Origin of the sequence: Paenibacillus wenxiniae (assembly GCF_039822605.1) — a bacterium.
GTDB classification, from domain to species: domain Bacteria; phylum Bacillota; class Bacilli; order Paenibacillales; family Paenibacillaceae; genus Saccharibacillus; species Saccharibacillus wenxiniae.
The window spans coordinates 384365-401441 of record NZ_JBCGUH010000003.1; the positions used below are offsets into that span (position 1 = coordinate 384365).

The following is a 17077-nucleotide window of genomic DNA, read 5'->3' on the forward strand; positions in this document are numbered from 1 at the left end:
ATGAAATTCAGCGGATATCCATTGATATTCAATGATACCCATTAAAAAATGCCGAGGGCGATAGACGCCTTCGGCATGTTCTTGTTCTCTGAGCTAGGTCGTGTAAGCAAACTGTTTCTGCTGAAGCAGACACCACTCCGGCAAGGAATACGAGTTTTCGTAAACGCCTTTGTATCTGGACTAGACGAAATTCAAAGTCTACTCTACTTCGCTTTATGAAAAATATATCTTCATCATGGTATGCATTCATATGTGTAGTATAGCATCAAATTTCATAATTTAACGCGATTCAGGTACTAGCTTACGCTTTGAGCAAATTAATATGATCCAGATCGGTGCTGCTGTTGAAGATGAATTCCAGTTTATATTTGCCGCGCATGTAAGTCACTTTAGTTTGCTTCGATTTACCTTTGCCAATCGTCGCTACCGAAGATGGAGCATACCATTTTTCCCGTAGCAGTTTCATCGTGATACCACCGATATTCGTCTGCCGCTCCACATTGGTACCGAAATAGCGCATCTCGTCTAGCACATTATTTTTATTATAGTGAAACGCATACCCAGGATGGCCCATATTTGCTGTGTAGTTATCATAGCCGCTCGCGCTTGATCGTGGCATCTCTGCTGGGCCGAAGCGGTTCAGCACCTCGCTGCGCTTCGTTTTACCGATTGTAAAGCTGTTCACGTCACCGGGAAACTTCCCTTGTAATGCTGGTTTGTAAAAGCCGTTCAATGTCTCCACCGCAAGCTGATGCTGATAAGCGGCATCACTGCTCGCTGAAGCTGCCGCCTGTGTAGTAAAAGCGGTGCTCACACCTATCGTGCCTGCTAATGCGACGCCTGTCAGTGTCGTTGCAATCGCCACTTTACGTATGTGTTCTGTCCATGTGTTCATATTGATTCCTCCTGTATTTCCTTTGTTTCCTACTCCAGCCACACTCCAGTTCGACTGTCCGTTATACCTTACATCACATCAACTCTTCTATTAAGCATGTAAGCAGGTATACCTCAACAACAGTCATGCCTGAGTAAAAATTTCACCTTAGTCAGCCATTGTACCTTGTCCACCTATTATTCATTCTTTAACAGCTATACGTTCTTCACTGGAAGACCTGCACATCATCGTAATTAGTTATAAGTATACTGCTATGTCTTAGCATGTAAGTTACCGTCATATCACAATCCGGTAACAATGTAGTTGCCAGCGATTCGTATTGATCCCATTCGTATAGAACTCTCCCCAATAGGACAACAAAGCTGTTCATTCTATTTGATTAGCGATCCAGAAAAGGTTGAAACAGCCGCAAACAGGGTATTGGAAAAACATACACTTCCTATTGTACGTAGCCTGATACCGTAGTCATTACCCAGCTCAACAGAGAAGTTTTACCCAATTACCTTTTGCTCCGTCTACAAACTTGGACATGTCCATCTACAAACTTGAACATGAATGAGCTTTATTTCGTAATTTTCCGTCATTGATGTGCTTCTGCTTAGTTCTATGGAATTCTATGTACTTCTATCGTAGTTGTCGTCACGATATGGAACAGAATAGGCAACGAACAAAACGAATATGGAAAGATTGGATGAGGTGAAACGATGAACGAAACATCCAGCAATGCGAATATTGAACATACAACTTCCCAGTCAGAGAGCCTGCCAGCCCAGCATGATGCGGCAACATCAGCGAATGATGTTATAGCTCACACTAGCACGCCGGAGCAAACGTCTACGTCTGACGAAGCCAGCGAGCGTTCTGAATTTACAACACGCCGTCCGCGCATCGTCCTAACCGGCGCGACCGGCTATATTGGTAAAAACCTACTGCGCCAGCTTGTACGTGATTATGACATTATCGCCCTGTCGCGTCATGATCGTTCCGAGCATAACAATGAGCATGTAGAATGGCGCGCCTGTGATTTATTTTCGATGTCAGCTGCGGAAAAGGCGATGGAAGGCGCCGATTATGCGATTTATCTCGTTCATTCGATGATGCCGACCGCTAAGCTCACTCAGGCGAAGTTCGAAGATATGGATATTATTTTGGCGGATCATTTTACCCGTGCTGCCTGTAAGCATGGGATTAAACAGATTGTATACTTGAGCGGTATCATTCCGGAAAATGTTCCACGCGAACAGCTATCTCGCCATCTGCGCAGCCGTTTAGAGGTAGAGCAGGTGCTTGGCTCCTGCGGCATTCCGGTCACGACCATTCGCGCCGGATTGATCGTTGGACCTGAAGGCTCTTCGTTCCCGATTTTGGCGCGTCTCGTGCAGCGTCTGCCTGTGATGACATTGCCAGAATGGACACGCACCTTGACGCATCCGATTGCACTCTCTGACGTACTGCATGCGCTGCAACATAGCATCGGCTCGCCGCAATTGTATGGACGCGCCATCGATGTGGGCGGACCGGATATTATGACGTATAAGCAGATGATGGAAAAGACCGCCGAAGTGATGGGCAAACGACGCGTATTCATCGATCTACCACTGCTGACGATCCATCTGTCACGCTTATGGGTAACGCTTGTGACCCGTATGCCACGCGAAATGGTCTATCCGCTGGTGGAAAGTTTGGAACATCCGATGGTCGCTCATGAAGATCGGATCGTCAAAGGCATTAGCGATGGCAAAATTCCGTTTGAAGCGGCGGCACGTACCGCACTCGAACAGGAAGCGCAGAAAAAAAGCTCCTCCAACCAGAGCAGTCGTGCTTCCGATTCGACCGATCCGAAAGTATCGGATGTACGCTCGATCCAGCGCGTTTTACTGCCAGAAGGGAAAAATGCACGCTGGGCTGGTGATTATTATATGGAGTGGCTGGGGCGCTTTATGCCAGCGCTTGTACGCACTAAGCGTATCGGCGAGGATCGGTATCAGGTGTTTCTGCGCTTTATCGAGAAACCGTTGCTGGAACTGACGTTTTCCCCTGAACGCAGCGATGACGAAAGTGCAGTCTACCATATTACCGGCGGTGCATTCGCACGTATTAAAGAAACACATGAAGGCAGACTGGAGTTCCAGCAAATTCCCGGCACACAGGAATGCGTCATCGCGATTCATGACTATATGCCGTCCTTGCCCTGGTTCCTATACAAATACACGCAGGCCAAAGTCCATCTGATCGTGATGCATGCGTTCCGTCGTCATTTACTGCGGTGGATTGCTCGTGATCAGCGAAATCAGCCCGGTTCCAGCTCTTCCACCGTTTCGTCTCACCGTCCCGGATGATGCGCTATTGCGCGTCACCCGGGCTTTTTTTGTGCGATTGATCTGGCCTTTACGCAGCATGAGTTCATTTTTAGCAGCGTTATTTTTTATGCTACAATAACAGCATGAGCTGGAGCGGCTACGATACGCTCCCCGTATAGAGAAAGGAGTCTGACCCGATGAAACAAGAACTGATTGAACGCTTGACTTCCTACGTACAGATCGACACCCAGTCCAATGAGGAAAGCGACACATGCCCTTCTACTCCTGGGCAATGGGATTTGCTGCGCCAACTAGAGCAGGAACTGCACGCACTCGGTCTGCAAGAAATCACGCTAAATGACAATGGCTACCTGATGGCTACACTGCCTGCAAACACCGATAAGGATGTGCCTGTGATCGGCTTTATGGCGCATGTGGATACAGCAACCGATTTTACAGGCAAAGGTGTAAAGCCACAGATCGTGGACTATACCGGTGGGGATATCGTGCTAAATGAAGCGCAGCGTATTATCCTGTCGCCAGCGGACTTCCCGGAACTGGAGCGCTACCACGGCCATACGCTAATCACAACCGATGGTACGACATTGCTCGGCGCTGACAATAAAGCAGGCATTGCGGAAATTATGACCGCGATGCACTATTTGCTCGATCATCCTGAAATCAAACATGGCAAAATTCGCGTTGCCTTTACACCGGATGAAGAGATCGGTCGTGGACCACATCTGTTCGATGTAGCCGCTTATGGTGCGCAGTATGCGTATACGGTAGATGGCGGACCACTGGGCGAGCTGGAATATGAGACATTTAACGCTGCCGCTGCTCGTATCGTATGCAAAGGTACGAATGTGCATCCTGGTACAGCCAAAGGCAAAATGATCAATGCCTCCAAAATTGCGATGGAATTACATCGTCGTCTACCTGTCGATGAAGCGCCTGAATTTACAGACGGATATGAAGGGTTTTATCATCTAGGCTCATTCCGCGGCGATGTGGAGCGTGCAGAACTGTCCTACATTATTCGCGACTTCAACCGTGAAGCATTCGAGCATCGCAAAAATACGATGACGAGCATCGTGAACGAATTCCGCCAAACCTACGGCGAGGATCAGATCGAGCTGGAACTGCGTGATCAGTATTACAATATGCGTGAAAAGATCGAGCCGGTGATGCATATCGTCGATATTGCAGGTCAGGCGATGAAGAACCTGGATATCGAGCCGCATATTACACCTGTACGTGGGGGCACAGACGGTGCGCAGCTGTCGTATATGGGATTGCCGACACCGAACATTTTCACAGGTGGCGAGAACTTCCACGGCAAGTATGAATATGCATCGGTCGATACGATGGTCCAAGCGACCAAAGTCATCGTTGAGATCGCTAGATTGTTTGAACAGCAGGCATGATCTGATTTACAAAGAAAGTAATCTTTGCTACGATGCAACATAACAGTTTACTCCTATAAAGAAAGTAGGTTATCGTTTATGCCATCTTCATCCTCTTTGCTGCGTACCACTGCACCTTTTCGTGCCGATCATGTAGGCAGTCTGCTTCGTACTGAAAAGATCAAAAAAGCCCGTTTGCAACATACAGCTGGTGTGATGACAGCCGAGCAACTGCGCGAGCTGGAAAATGAAGAAATTCGCCGCATCGTCGCGAAGCAAGAAGAAATTGGCTTGCAATCGATCACTGATGGTGAATTTCGCCGTGCCTGGTGGCATTTCGACTTCCTTGAAGGTCTGGACGGTGTAGAAGCGTTCGAAGCCGAGCAGGGCATCCAGTTCCACGGTGTGACAACGAAGCCACGTGGCATTCAGGTTACCGACCGGATCGATTTTACGAGTCATCCGCATCTGGACGATTACAAATTCCTGCACAGCATCGTGAGCGCGGATCGTACACCGAAAATGACGATTCCAAGCCCGAATATGCTGCAATTCCGCGGTAAAATCGCTAACGATCTTTATGGCGACAGCGACGCATTGTTGCATGATCTCGGTCTGGCCTATCAAAAAGCATTGCGTGCATTTTACGATGCAGGCTGCCGTTATTTGCAGCTCGATGATACGTCATGGGCATCGTTCTTCTCCGACGAAGCGAAGCAAAAGCTGCGTGCTGACGGTAAAGACCCGGATCGTATGGTTGCCGATGCGGTGAAACTGCTCAATCTGTCGATCGCGGATCGTCCGGACGATATGATTATTACAATGCACATTTGCCGTGGTAATTTCCGTTCCACCTGGACGGCATCCGGCGGCTATGATGGTGCAGCCGATGCGATTTTGGATCAACTGAACTTGAACGGATTGTTTATGGAATTTGATGATGAGCGCTCCGGTTCGCTGGACGTATTGAAGCATGTGAAGCGTAAAGATCTGCAAATCGTACTCGGCCTGGTCACATCCAAAACAGGTGAACTGGAAAGCAAAGATGAGATTAAACGCCGGATCGATGAAGCAGCACGTGTTGTCAGTCTGGATCAGCTATGTCTCAGTCCGCAATGCGGCTTTGCTTCTACAGAAGAAGGCAATCTGCTAACCGAAGAACAGCAATGGGATAAGCTCCGTCATGTGATCGAGATCGCAGACGAGGTATGGTCATAATCGATCGATCAATCGTATAGCGGTAGCCAGTCGGTATTTTTCCTGAGCAGGAATGTACGACTGGCTACTTTTTTAGTTTTACAATTAGACCTCATGATGTATGCAGCCGACTTGTAGCTTGATCTGATCGTTCGTCTGGAAAATGGACAGGTTGCTTTACAACTGACTTCCTGCTTCTGGCATATGCGCTAGCGACGACAGGGGCAATCTGTAGCTGGACACACCGATCGATTAACGGTATGCTAAACGTCGACCCGATACCTACTCGTCCAGCCATTGTAATCGCTATACTGGTAATCATTTTCCGCCATACATAGCGACTAACGTATTCAGGCTATGGCAGGGGTAAACGGTTGACTCGTAAGGAGGATTCATCTATGGAATGTCGCGCTGGTTGCGCTGCCTGCTGTATCGTTATTTCAATCTCTTCTCCACTACCTGGTTTACCGCACGGTAAGCCTGCTGGAATGCCCTGTCCTCACCTGACTGCCGAACGTCGCTGTAGCCTATTCGGTCAGCCGGAACGACCTGCTGTCTGTGGCGAATTGCCCGCTTCGCTGGATATGTGTGGAACGACAGATCAGCATGCATTTGCCTATCTGGAGGAATTGGAACGTCTAACTACCCCAAATACTCCCTCTCCTTAATCAATTTGAAAAAAAATTAAATATTTTTTCATCTGATTCAAATGATTCAGTAGTGGAATCATGTTCTGTTTTCACTACTTTCACTGCTAATTATGTATATATATCCCATATAAAAACACTTTTATTGCATAATATTCATAAAAATAACTTTTTTCCAAAATATTCACTATTATGATGCTGCTACACTTTTATTCTGCACTGCCCGATACATATACAAGGTACTGTAATTTCAACATAAGGGTGGATAACGATATGAGTATGATTGAAGCATTGATTCAAACGATTCCTTTTTTTACGAAAGCTTTGCGTGAATCCGTAACAATTTCGCTGTATGATAAGTCGCATATTATTTTTTATCAACAGATCGGTAATTTTGATCTTGGTTTTAAAACAGGTGACCCTGTCGCACCGGGCTTTGAAAACTTTGCTATGGTCGCTGACAAACGCAACCCATCCAGTATTGACCTCCCTGCCGAAATGTTTGGTACGCCACTTGTAGGAATCGTTGTGCCTGTTCATGAAAATGGTGAATTGGTCGCTGTATTCGGTATTTATTATGAGCAAACCAATGAGCAAAACTTGAATCAACTCGTTTCCGATAGCCACTCCATCTCGCAAAATCTGGTCGACATGGTACAGCATATCGCTTCTCATGCCCAGCAGCTGCAAGCAACAAGTGAACAAATTTTGGATAACAGCCGCATTACCGTTGAAAAGTCTTCCAAAATTAATGAAGTTGCTACATTAATCAAAGAAATTTCCGAACAAACGAACTTGCTTGGTCTGAATGCAGCGATTGAAGCAGCGCGTGTCGGTGAACTGGGTGCTGGTTTTGGCGTCGTGGCTACCGAAGTGCGTAAACTGTCCGTCAATGCCAAACAGGCAACCGGCGATATTGAAAGTGCACTGCGTGATGTACAGGATTCGATTCGCAAAATGGAACGTGAAATCGAACAGATTACTTCGTCGTCCAAAGAACAGGCGCTGCTGGTCAGCTCGTTTACCGATGTGATCGATCGTCTGCAAAGTGCTAGCGCATCGATGCAGGATATTTCGGATAATATGTACTATTACAACTCCCTGCCTAACAAAAATAAATAATACAGCTGTCTACGTATAGATGGTTTTGAGCCATCTACTACTTTATATGCAAACAACTCAGCTACATTTTTATCCTGATTTTTAGACGAATCAGGATCAATTAGCACTGCGCTAACGTTTATAATCACCACATGAACGATCAAAAACCGCCATCGTATACAGTACAATTCGTAAGCTTGTATGAACAAACAGGATATGTGTGTTGCTCGCCTGCTTGTTCAGATGCTTCCGTATTGTTCTGTATATCGATGGCGGTTTTGGTGTTGATGATTTGATGATCGATAGTAGTCATTCGTGATCAGCGATCGATGATCGGTTACCTACGCGCTTTTTGTTGCGCAAATACCTGTGCTAGCATCTCTACTCCGCGCACGATCTGCTCATCTGATGGAGTGGAGAAGTTCAGGCGCAGTGCCTGACATGGCTCAGACTCATCTACGAGGAACGCGTTACCCGGTACAACAGCGACTCCGCTCGCTGCGGCTTGTTTGCAGTAATCGAGCATCGGTACAGACGCTGGCAGTTCGCACCAGAGGAACAGTCCCCCATCCGGACGGGTAAAAGTGACCGTAGCATCCATATGTTGCTCCAACGCTTGAAGCATCAACTCGCTTTTGCGACGATACACATTACGTACTAGCGCGATATGGCTGTCATAATCGTATTCGGTCATAAAACGGTGGGCGATCATTTGCGGCAGTGTAGCCGTATGTACGTCCTCACCCTGTTTGGCTACAGCCATCTTCTGAATCACAGCATCCGGTGCCAGTACATAACCTACACGCAATCCGGCAGACAGCACTTTAGAGAAGGAGCCGACATAGATTACACGCTGATCGGTATCGATCGATTTCAGTGCAGGCACATCTTTACCCTGAAAACGCAGCTCCCCGTATGGGTTATCTTCCAGAATCATCACATCATACTGGCGTGCCAGTGCATAGATGCCCTTACGCTTCTCCAGCGATGTGGTGATGCCAGTCGGATTTTGAAAGCTTGGAATGAGGTAGATGAGCTTTACATTCGGTTCACGCTTGAGCGCAGCCTCAAGCTGCTCCAGATCGATACCGTCCGCCTCCATCGGCACGCCAGCCAGACGAATACCAGCAGAGCGGAATGTGTTCAGTGAACCGATAAAGCTCGGACTTTCGCAAATGATCGTATCCCCTTCACTGCAAAACACTTTACAGGCCAGCTCAATTCCCTGCTGTGCACCGGAGACGACCATCAACGCGTTATCCGTCGTATCCACATTAAAACGCTGTTGCAAATGCGCCATCAGGCGCTCACGTAGTGGCTCATATCCTTCCGTTACACCATACTGGAGCGCAGCAACCGGATTTTCAAGCAGAATCGACTCGGTAAACGAGCGAATCGCTTCCAGTGGAAATGTCTCTGCCGCCGGATTGCCTGCTGCCAATGGGATCACAGAACCGCCAGCACTTGATTTTAAAATTTCACGGATGATCGATGGCTTCATCGCCGTCATCCGTGCTGCAAATTTATAGTCCATAGTTGTCTTCTCTCCTTAGCCAAATGAAGATCGAGCCGACTGACGATAAAATATATCCAGCATATCATCGCTATTCAAACTCGTTGTTTGTTCTAGCTTATCGCATATGTCTGCTCACTGGAAATAGCCACAATACATTTTGTTGTATAAAAATAACCCTTCGTCTCAGCAGCAGCGCCGATAACGAAGGGAATATATTGCAAGATCAAAGCTGGCTAACCTGAACACATAGTTATTTGAGCATCGCTTCAGCTTGCTCCTGATTGTAAATAGCCACCTGATTTTTCCCTGCTCGTTTGGCATTATACAGCGCATGATCGCTAAGTTCATACAGCGTATTGAGCTGGATATTTCGCTGTGCAGGCACCGAAACGACACCAAGACTAATCGTATACGGCACCGGTAAAACATGCGATTCATGATGTGCGACCGTTAATCGAAGCTGCTCTGCCAACCTTCCTGCCTTCACTTCATCCGTATCCGGCAACAGTATCGCAAATTCATCTCCACCATAACGCCCAAAAATATAATGTTCACCTGTTAGCTCGGTCAGCCGTTGTTTCAGCCGATCCGCCATATCTTGAAGCACACGATCCCCGGTAAAATGTCCATAGGTGTCATTGATCATTTTATACGAATCCACATCGAACAAAATAAACGACACCTGACTTTGCCGCATCGCCAGCTGGTGAATCATATTGCGGCTTTCCACCATAAATGTACGCCGATTCAACACGCCGGTCATTTCATCATAGCTAGCGATATGAAGCAGTTCTGCATCCGCTTGCTCCTTAGACAGCAGCACATAGCCGGTATTGCCCAAAATCATAATCATATACAAGGCGATAAACGAAAAGCTCTGATACATACCCTGTGTGAACAAGCCCACCTGATTGCCTAGCTGTAACGCTGCTCCAGCACGTAAAAGCAGACTGAGCGCTACAATGCCGTATAAGATGCCCATTAATCGCTTGAGCGTAGAGGCGTTACGATCGGTAACCATGTAATAGACCGGATAAAACAGGAATAGCGACGTACCGACCGAGGCATAGACAATTCTGGTTGCCTCTGATACACCGAGTGCATAGATCGTCGTAAAGCCTGTAATGCACAGCAGTGTACCGATAATATACAGCCGTTTGAGCTTTTCACAAAAAACCTTTTGCAAAATGAGCAACGCACCTGTTTCTAATACCGCTCCCACAAAGAGTAGCGTATTCGCCAGCACAATCGATAATAGCTCTGGAATCGCTCCACGCACAATGAGCAATGCCCAGGCGATCGCCTGAATAAGTTTAGCTAAAAAAAAGGCATTAAACGAGCGATTTTGCACCGTATGCTTGCGGTACGCACTAATCAGAATAACCGTAAAAATATGACCAAAGACAAGCGATATGAAAATCGTCTTCATATCCAGATTAAACATCATAGTTGATCTCACAACTCCGTGTTTTGCACGGCGCCTCAAGCTTAAAACATTGAGCAGGCGCAGCAATACGTACTTGCCAGCCTAAATGGATGACTGTGGACTCAGTATACCATCTTTATCAACGGCAAAGCGCACAGTTACAGTCATACTTCTATAAAAATTTTATGAAAAGTGCTCCCGATTTTGGAACTGGGCGAGCGCTGTATATTGCTGCTCCAGACTACGGAAGATCGATACATAGATCGGCAGTAGCTGATGATACACATGCGTGTGCTCCGGCTTCGGCTCATGGGCATGTGTAGAACCGATCATACTGGATACAATATCCAGTGACTCGATACGACCCATACTATATAAACCGAGCACAACTGCACCCAGGCAGGAGCTTTCGATACTTTCTGGCACGATCACTTCCTGATCGAAAATATCCGCCATCATTTGCCGCCATAACGATGAACGAGCAAAGCCGCCTGTCGCATGAATTTTGGCAGGATGGCCGATCTGCTCCTTCATCGCCAGCATAACCGTATACAAGTTGAAAATAACTCCTTCCAGCACCGAGCGGATCATATGCTCCTTACGATGCTTCATCGTCAGTCCGATAAACGAACCCCGTGCATCCGGGTTCCATAGCGGTGCACGCTCACCGGTCAGGTAAGGATGGAACAGTAGCCCTTCCGAGCCCGCAGGCACCTGCTCAGCGATTCGGGTCAGCACATCATAGGAATCGATGCCAAGCCGTTTCGCTGTTTCTACCTCCGATGCGGCAAATTCATCGCGTACCCAGCGGAATAACATCCCTCCATTATTTACAGGCCCACCGATCACCCATTTATCCTCGGTGAGCGCATAACAGAAGATGCGTCCTTTCGGATCGGTGACCGGTTCGTTAACGACCGTGCGAATCGCTCCGCTCGTGCCAATCGTGACCGCTACGACACCAGGCTCAATCGCGCCTACGCCCAGATTGGATAATACGCCATCGCTTGCGCCGATGATAAACGGAGTGTTGGGGGATAGTCCCATCAATCGCGCCGCTTCGGCATTCATCCCTGCCAGCTGGTAGGTGGTCGGTACAGGACGGGACAATTGGGCTGCCGATATGCCGGCAATGGTTAGCGCCTCGGCATCCCAGTTCAGCTCTCGCAGATTGAACAATCCGGTACAGGAAGCAATCGAATGATCGACCACATACTCGCCAAATAGACGGGCAAATACATATTCTTTAATCGAGATAAACTTATGCGTCCGCGCTACCAGATCCGGCTGCTCAGCGCTTAGCCACATCAGCTTTGTTAAAGGGGACATCGGATGAATCGGCGTACCTGTGCGCATATAGATTTCCTGTCCATTCAGCTCACCTTTAAGCTTACGCGCATACGCCGCACTGCGATTGTCCGCCCATGTGATACAGCGTGTGAGCGGCTTGCCCTGCTCATCCACCGCGATCAAGCTATGCATCGCCGAGCTAAATGATACGAATAGAACTTGCTCCGGCGACGTACCACTATCCTTCATCACACCGGCAATCGTGTCGGTTACCGCACGCCAAATTTCATCCGGGTCCTGCTCCGCAGTCGACGGTGTTGGCGTATACAGCGGATAACCTATATTCGATGTCGTCATGACCGTGCCATTTTCCTGAAATAAGACAGCCTTCGTGCTCGTCGTACCGATATCGACTCCGATCATGCGCATAGCGCGGTGCTGTGGCTCTACGTTTGGTAATGATCCATTCTCATTCGCTGTATGATTCATCTTCATAACCCTTCTTTCGTAAAATAAACATCGTTTTTGCACGAGTATCGTTACTGTATAAAGCTAATTCTCTATCGAAATAAAGCTAATTCTCTATCGAAACATCGCGCGCGCTCAAGCGACGTAGTATGAGTACACCATAAAAACGAATATTTGAAGCCATCAAGGTACTAGCGTAGATTCACCAACTGGTATGAAGGTAATCCGCACAACATGGAAGGAAATAAGGGGAAAGGATGACTTCTAGTGTTAGTGCTCTCCTAACACGGGAATCTACATTTCACTTTTACTCCGTACATTCCTGTGCGAGACGAGAGTCCGTCCCCTTATTCCTTCCTGTAGTGGTTGATGCATCCGAACAACATTTACTTTATACACAACTAACGGGCTAAACAAAGTAAAGCAGAACGGGAAAGAAGCACCTTCCCGCTCTGCTTATTCGCTTTTATACAAACACGCTCAAAATCATAATAAAGATCAAGCCGACAACCGACAAAATCGTTTCCATAGCCGTCCAGGACTTGAGCGTCTGCCCTACCGTCATCCCGAAAAATTCTTTGATCATCCAGAAGCCAGCGTCATTCACATGGGATAGGATCAGCGATCCGGCACCTGTTGCCAGTACGACCAGCTCTACATTCACCCCTGTACTCACCGCGAGCACCGGAGCGACGATACCAGCAGCAGTCGTCATGGCCACCGTAGCCGAGCCTGTCGCTACACGGATCAGCGCTGCTACGAGCCATGCGAATAAAATGATATTAATATGACTGTGGCTGGCAATGTCCGCAATCGCTTTACCGACACCGCTGTCGATTAGCACCTGCTTGAATGCACCGCCACCACCAATGATCAAAATAATACCAGCCGTTGGCGCCAGACAATCACTCGTAAACTTCGAAATATCTTCCTTGCTGAAGCCACGTGCAAAGCCGAGTGAGAAGAAGGCAAATACCGCCGAAATCAGCAATGCAATAATTTCATGACCGATAAATTCAGCCACATGGGTAAACCCGTGTACAGCTTGCGGATCAACGATAGAAGCAATTGAGCCTGTCAGCATCAAAATAACGGGCAATAAAATCGTAAACAGTGTAATGCCGAAGCCTGGTAACTGGCGCTCTCCGCTGGAGGCAAATTGCTCGGCAAGTTCTTTTGGCGGCTGTACTTCAATGCGGCTACCGATAAATTTACCGAAGATCGGGCCGGCGATAATCGCTGTTGGTAAGCCAACGATCAGCGAGTACAAAATCGTACGTCCCAGATTGGCATTGTACGCATCAATCGCAATCATCGGCGCCGGATGCGGTGGCACCAGACCATGTACAGTCGATAGACCTGCCAGAATGGGAATCCCGATTTTGAGCAAGGATAAGCCTGTTTTACGTGCCACGAGGAAGATGATCGGAATAAGCAAAATCAAACCGACTTCAAAAAAGACGGGAATCCCGACGATAAACCCGACAAGCATCATCGCCCAGTGCACCCGTTTTTCACCAAAACGATCAATCAGCGTCGTTGCAATGCGCTCGGCACCGCCGGATTCTGCCATCATTTTACCGAGCATCGTACCGAGACCGATAACGATCGCGATCGTACCTAGCGTTCCGCCCAGTCCGCCAGTCACCGATTTGATCAGGTCCTGCGGATTCATACCCGCTAGCAAACCGAGCATTAACGCGGACAGCAGCAGCGTAACAAACGGGTTCCATTTGAATTTGGCGATCAGTACGATAAGGAACACGATCGCGATGAGCGTCCACACGAGCAGTGTGGCATTATGACTAAGTCCAAACAGTTGATTCAAGGAAATAACCTCCCTATGAAAATTTCCAAAGACTTTTTATGCAAATTTGAAATATTTTCCGCAAATGAATAGAGCGCTTACAATAATGGTTTTGTGTTTTGCTTTGATGACTGCTTCAATCACTGCAATCGTAACGGGCTAGGAGATGCAGGTCTTTTTGCCGTGAGCTATGTTATAGCTTGCTCCGCATCATCCAGTTTATTGTATACTTGTCGACAAGTTAAGGTGAACGATACATATCCTGCCCTGCCTTCTAATTAAGGCAGGGTGCGACTCAACGTTTGAGCGGAGTCGGTGAAATAGTCGTCGACCGCGCGGCGGATCGTTTCGGCATTCTGGGAACGGAGACCATTTAGGATTTTGTAGTGTTTATCGGCGACCCAGTTCATTCGTTCTTCTCCGGTTTGGAAGCCTTTTTCAGTGGTGATCAGGATAACGGTCATCACGATCTGGCGGATGCTGTTCCAGAGGTGGATCATGCGCTTATGTTGGGCGTGCATGACGATCATTTCGTGGAACATAAAATCCTGATAAGCAAAATCGACATAATCACCATGCTTAACAGCCAGCTTCATTTTGTCGATCGTTCGATCAAGTTGAATCAGCAGTGCTTCATGCTCGCCGTCTGCCAGTCGGTGCTGGACAAAGCTTTCGATCAAATAGCGTACATCGTATAGCTCTTTCACATCTTCCAAATTCAGCCCTAACACGACCGCGCCCATCCGTTCCAGCCGGATCAAGCCTTCGCTAGCTAATGCTTTGAGTGCATCGCGTACAGGTGAACGGCTGCTGCCAAAATCAGCAGCGATCCGATTCTCGGAAATGATCTCGCCGGGCTTGATCGTTTCATTTATAATTTGCAGTCTTAGCTCACAGGCAATCGCTTCTCCGCGAGAAGCCCCCTGTAGCCAGGCAGATGGATATTGCATCGTTAACGTCCCCTTTTGTGCATAATCGCTGATGAACAGGCAAATGTTGGACATGCTTGGATAGAATAGGTTCGCATAGGTAAGATAACACTAGAAAAGCGTCCACTTCTCTCCCCCTTGCGAGCTGTCATATCGTACAGCCATACTGCTTGCCATATAGTTCGATTTTAGCACAATCCGGCAATCGGAATATAACGTTTTCAATGATCGGTTGTATCTGGAAGCTGCATCAGGCTACCCTGGTGCACTGCATTCAGCTTATCGCTAGTTGCGCTGTAACGCCTCCTTTATGCTGCAAGATGGAATCGTATGTGTGCGGCGTCCTGGTTTTGTATTTATAAAAGGATAACGACCGCGTTAGCAGATCAATGTGTACGACATGATGCGTTTATTGTGTACTTGTATACAACTTTAAAACTTTGATTTTTATCTTACTACTCTCATTTAGGAATGTAAAGCTTTTCCTGTAAGCGTTTTATAAATTGCCTATTCTGATTATATGATTTAAACTATGCAAAAATTTAGCATATATCTGTTCATTATGGATAATTTAGGTTAAAATGTTGGAATGAGAATAGCAAGGAGGCTTTATATGATTTTGAAAACCACAACAATTGCGGGCGTAATTATTCTAGGAGTAATTCTTTTATTCAATGACTTTGACACTCCTACTAAACCTGTACAACCAGAAAATTTAAATACTTTCATTGAAAAACAGAGCATACAAAACCCTAATATCATACGTGTTAGTGATTCGAAATATTACTTATTTTCTGATGAAACGGATACAATATATGTGTATGAAGGAAATGGAAATTCACATACTAGTCCTGGTGTTCCTAGGGATGGGATCATTTTCGGAGGAAGAGAAGTAGGTTCTTTTGGCTTGATTATTCGCAACAATGATATTCTTCAAAATGCAAGCTATTATAAATTAATTATTGATGGGGAGAGCAAAACTTACGATTACAATCGTGACAGATATGTAGTTGTGCAAGACAATAGAATATGGAATCCAGTTCCGCAGGTGACAATTGAGTTTTTAAATACACACAAAAAGACATTGTTAAAACAAACCTTTTAAAAAGAGACCGTTCAATTGAACGGCCTCTTTTTATTATAGATTCCAAGATATTGATGTATCTTTTGCATAATACTTTTTTGCTACTCCAGATATACTTATAGAAGCACTCGTGATGCTAACACTGTAAGATGCATTGATAGCTACATGAGCGTAATGCCCAAATGCATTTGTAGAAGTTGCGCTAGTACTGTTAGGCTTAACATTGATCATCATGTAACCTTCGTGTTGATCTGTAGATCCGCCATCTGCTCCATAAAGTTGCATATCTATTTCAAAAGCTATTCCTGCGCTGGCTGACTTATGCGGAGCCTTGTCATAATTTTTGGAAGCCCATGTATGACCAACACTTCCATCCCGATAACGATACTGTGCAAATTCACTATTTTGAATATAAGTCAAATTAGGATTAAAAGTTATGCCCACTACATCGTGTAATTTAAAAGTAGGAAAACTAAGCCATTTCCAAGAGTTTTTCAGCTTATAAATACCATGCCATTTACCATTAGAATCAAGAACTTTGGAAACAGAAAGTGTCATTTTTAACCAACCTGAATCAGTACTATCTGGTTGAAAAGCTTGCACACGAAAACTGTCTAAAGCGTCATTTAGCTTGGCCTGCTCAGCCCCTTCAACTGCTTCTTTTTCATCCACTACAATAGTATTGTCTTTTGTTATTTTATAGTAAGTAGTAGTCTCATTAATAACTTCTCCATATACATCATCACCAACGGCATGATTAAAAGAATTATAATCTTCAACTGTATAAGTACTTAATTCTTCTTCACTGAATCCAAAGCTTTTCATCTTTTGAATCTCTTCAATATTCAATGAACCATTTTCAATTTCAGAAGCAGAGACGGGCAATGATACTAATATCGAAAAAGCTAAAATAATTACTATAGAAATATTTAATTTTTTCATATTCCTCTTCCTTAATGGTTGAAATTTGAGAGGCCGCTCATTTAGTTAAGTTGTCAACAGTTTTACATA

At 46.2% G+C, this 17077-nt stretch carries 13 protein-coding genes; 6 read left to right on the top strand and 7 right to left on the bottom strand.

The window, feature by feature from the left end:
* Positions 1-301: 301 nt before the first annotated feature.
* Complete coding sequence (locus AAHF22_RS07655) at positions 302-895, bottom strand: YjgB family protein (RefSeq protein ID WP_347324403.1); 594 nt, start codon at positions 893-895, stop codon at positions 302-304.
* 704 nt (positions 896-1599) lie between these two features.
* Here AAHF22_RS07655 and AAHF22_RS07660 point away from each other — a divergent pair.
* The 5 genes from AAHF22_RS07660 (at position 1600) to AAHF22_RS07680 (ending at position 7567) form a co-directional block, all read left to right on the top strand.
* A complete protein-coding gene (locus tag AAHF22_RS07660) occupies positions 1600-3234 on the top strand; it encodes an NAD(P)H-binding protein (RefSeq protein ID WP_347324404.1) in 1635 nt (544 codons plus the stop codon).
* 158 nt (positions 3235-3392) lie between these two features.
* Positions 3393-4622 (top strand): peptidase T, encoded by a 1230-nt coding sequence (pepT, locus tag AAHF22_RS07665; protein WP_347324405.1) that lies wholly within the window; start codon positions 3393-3395, stop codon positions 4620-4622.
* Positions 4623-4700: 78 nt separating this feature from the next.
* On the top strand, positions 4701-5819 hold the full coding sequence (locus AAHF22_RS07670) for a 5-methyltetrahydropteroyltriglutamate--homocysteine S-methyltransferase (RefSeq protein ID WP_347324406.1): 1119 nt from the start codon (positions 4701-4703) through the stop codon (positions 5817-5819).
* Between the two features lie 377 nt (positions 5820-6196).
* The gene (locus AAHF22_RS07675; protein ID WP_347324407.1) at positions 6197-6466 is read left to right on the top strand and encodes a YkgJ family cysteine cluster protein; all 270 of its coding nucleotides are present in this window, start codon (positions 6197-6199) and stop codon (positions 6464-6466) included.
* A 252-nt stretch (positions 6467-6718) separates the two neighbouring features.
* Complete coding sequence (locus tag AAHF22_RS07680; protein WP_347324408.1) at positions 6719-7567, top strand: methyl-accepting chemotaxis protein; 849 nt, start codon at positions 6719-6721, stop codon at positions 7565-7567.
* Positions 7568-7883: 316 nt separating this feature from the next.
* On the opposite strand, the gene AAHF22_RS07685 is transcribed toward AAHF22_RS07680, so the two are convergent.
* From AAHF22_RS07685 to AAHF22_RS07705, 5 genes are all read right to left on the bottom strand, one after another.
* The gene (locus AAHF22_RS07685) at positions 7884-9080 is read right to left on the bottom strand and encodes an aminotransferase-like domain-containing protein (RefSeq protein ID WP_347324409.1); all 1197 of its coding nucleotides are present in this window, start codon (positions 9078-9080) and stop codon (positions 7884-7886) included.
* A 232-nt stretch (positions 9081-9312) separates the two neighbouring features.
* Positions 9313-10509 carry a GGDEF domain-containing protein gene (locus AAHF22_RS07690; RefSeq protein ID WP_347324410.1) on the bottom strand — a complete coding sequence of 399 codons (1197 nt, stop codon included), beginning with the start codon at positions 10507-10509 and terminating at the stop codon, positions 9313-9315.
* A 162-nt stretch (positions 10510-10671) separates the two neighbouring features.
* The gene (gntK, locus tag AAHF22_RS07695) at positions 10672-12207 is read right to left on the bottom strand and encodes a gluconokinase (protein WP_347324646.1); all 1536 of its coding nucleotides are present in this window, start codon (positions 12205-12207) and stop codon (positions 10672-10674) included.
* Positions 12208-12712: 505 nt separating this feature from the next.
* On the bottom strand, positions 12713-14074 hold the full coding sequence (locus tag AAHF22_RS07700) for a GntT/GntP/DsdX family permease (protein WP_347324411.1): 1362 nt from the start codon (positions 14072-14074) through the stop codon (positions 12713-12715).
* A 257-nt stretch (positions 14075-14331) separates the two neighbouring features.
* On the bottom strand, positions 14332-15003 hold the full coding sequence (locus AAHF22_RS07705) for a GntR family transcriptional regulator (RefSeq protein WP_347324412.1): 672 nt from the start codon (positions 15001-15003) through the stop codon (positions 14332-14334).
* 592 nt (positions 15004-15595) lie between these two features.
* Between AAHF22_RS07705 and AAHF22_RS07710 the strand changes: the two genes are divergently transcribed.
* Positions 15596-16087: a hypothetical protein gene (locus tag AAHF22_RS07710; RefSeq protein WP_347324413.1), complete on the top strand. Its 492-nt coding sequence runs from the start codon at positions 15596-15598 to the stop codon at positions 16085-16087.
* 33 nt (positions 16088-16120) lie between these two features.
* Here the strand turns inward: AAHF22_RS07710 and AAHF22_RS07715 are convergent, their stop codons facing one another.
* Positions 16121-17008, bottom strand: coding sequence for a hypothetical protein (locus tag AAHF22_RS07715; RefSeq protein ID WP_347324414.1), 888 nt, complete (start codon positions 17006-17008; stop codon positions 16121-16123).
* Positions 17009-17077: the final 69 nt, after the last annotated feature.

What these genes read in the sequence shown, in the direction of transcription:
- AAHF22_RS07655 (WP_347324403.1), bottom strand. Translation starts at nt 895, where the DNA reads ATGAACACATGGACAGAACACATACGTAAAGTGGCGATTGCAACGACA.
- AAHF22_RS07660 (WP_347324404.1), top strand. Translation starts at nt 1,600, where the DNA reads ATGAACGAAACATCCAGCAATGCGAATATTGAACATACAACTTCCCAG.
- pepT (WP_347324405.1), top strand. Translation starts at nt 3,393, where the DNA reads ATGAAACAAGAACTGATTGAACGCTTGACTTCCTACGTACAGATCGAC.
- AAHF22_RS07670 (WP_347324406.1), top strand. Translation starts at nt 4,701, where the DNA reads ATGCCATCTTCATCCTCTTTGCTGCGTACCACTGCACCTTTTCGTGCC.
- AAHF22_RS07675 (WP_347324407.1), top strand. Translation starts at nt 6,197, where the DNA reads ATGGAATGTCGCGCTGGTTGCGCTGCCTGCTGTATCGTTATTTCAATC.
- AAHF22_RS07680 (WP_347324408.1), top strand. Translation starts at nt 6,719, where the DNA reads ATGAGTATGATTGAAGCATTGATTCAAACGATTCCTTTTTTTACGAAA.
- AAHF22_RS07685 (WP_347324409.1), bottom strand. Translation starts at nt 9,080, where the DNA reads ATGGACTATAAATTTGCAGCACGGATGACGGCGATGAAGCCATCGATC.
- AAHF22_RS07690 (WP_347324410.1), bottom strand. Translation starts at nt 10,509, where the DNA reads ATGATGTTTAATCTGGATATGAAGACGATTTTCATATCGCTTGTCTTT.
- gntK (WP_347324646.1), bottom strand. Translation starts at nt 12,207, where the DNA reads ATGCGCATGATCGGAGTCGATATCGGTACGACGAGCACGAAGGCTGTC.
- AAHF22_RS07705 (WP_347324412.1), bottom strand. Translation starts at nt 15,003, where the DNA reads ATGCAATATCCATCTGCCTGGCTACAGGGGGCTTCTCGCGGAGAAGCG.
- AAHF22_RS07710 (WP_347324413.1), top strand. Translation starts at nt 15,596, where the DNA reads ATGATTTTGAAAACCACAACAATTGCGGGCGTAATTATTCTAGGAGTA.
- AAHF22_RS07715 (WP_347324414.1), bottom strand. Translation starts at nt 17,008, where the DNA reads ATGAAAAAATTAAATATTTCTATAGTAATTATTTTAGCTTTTTCGATA.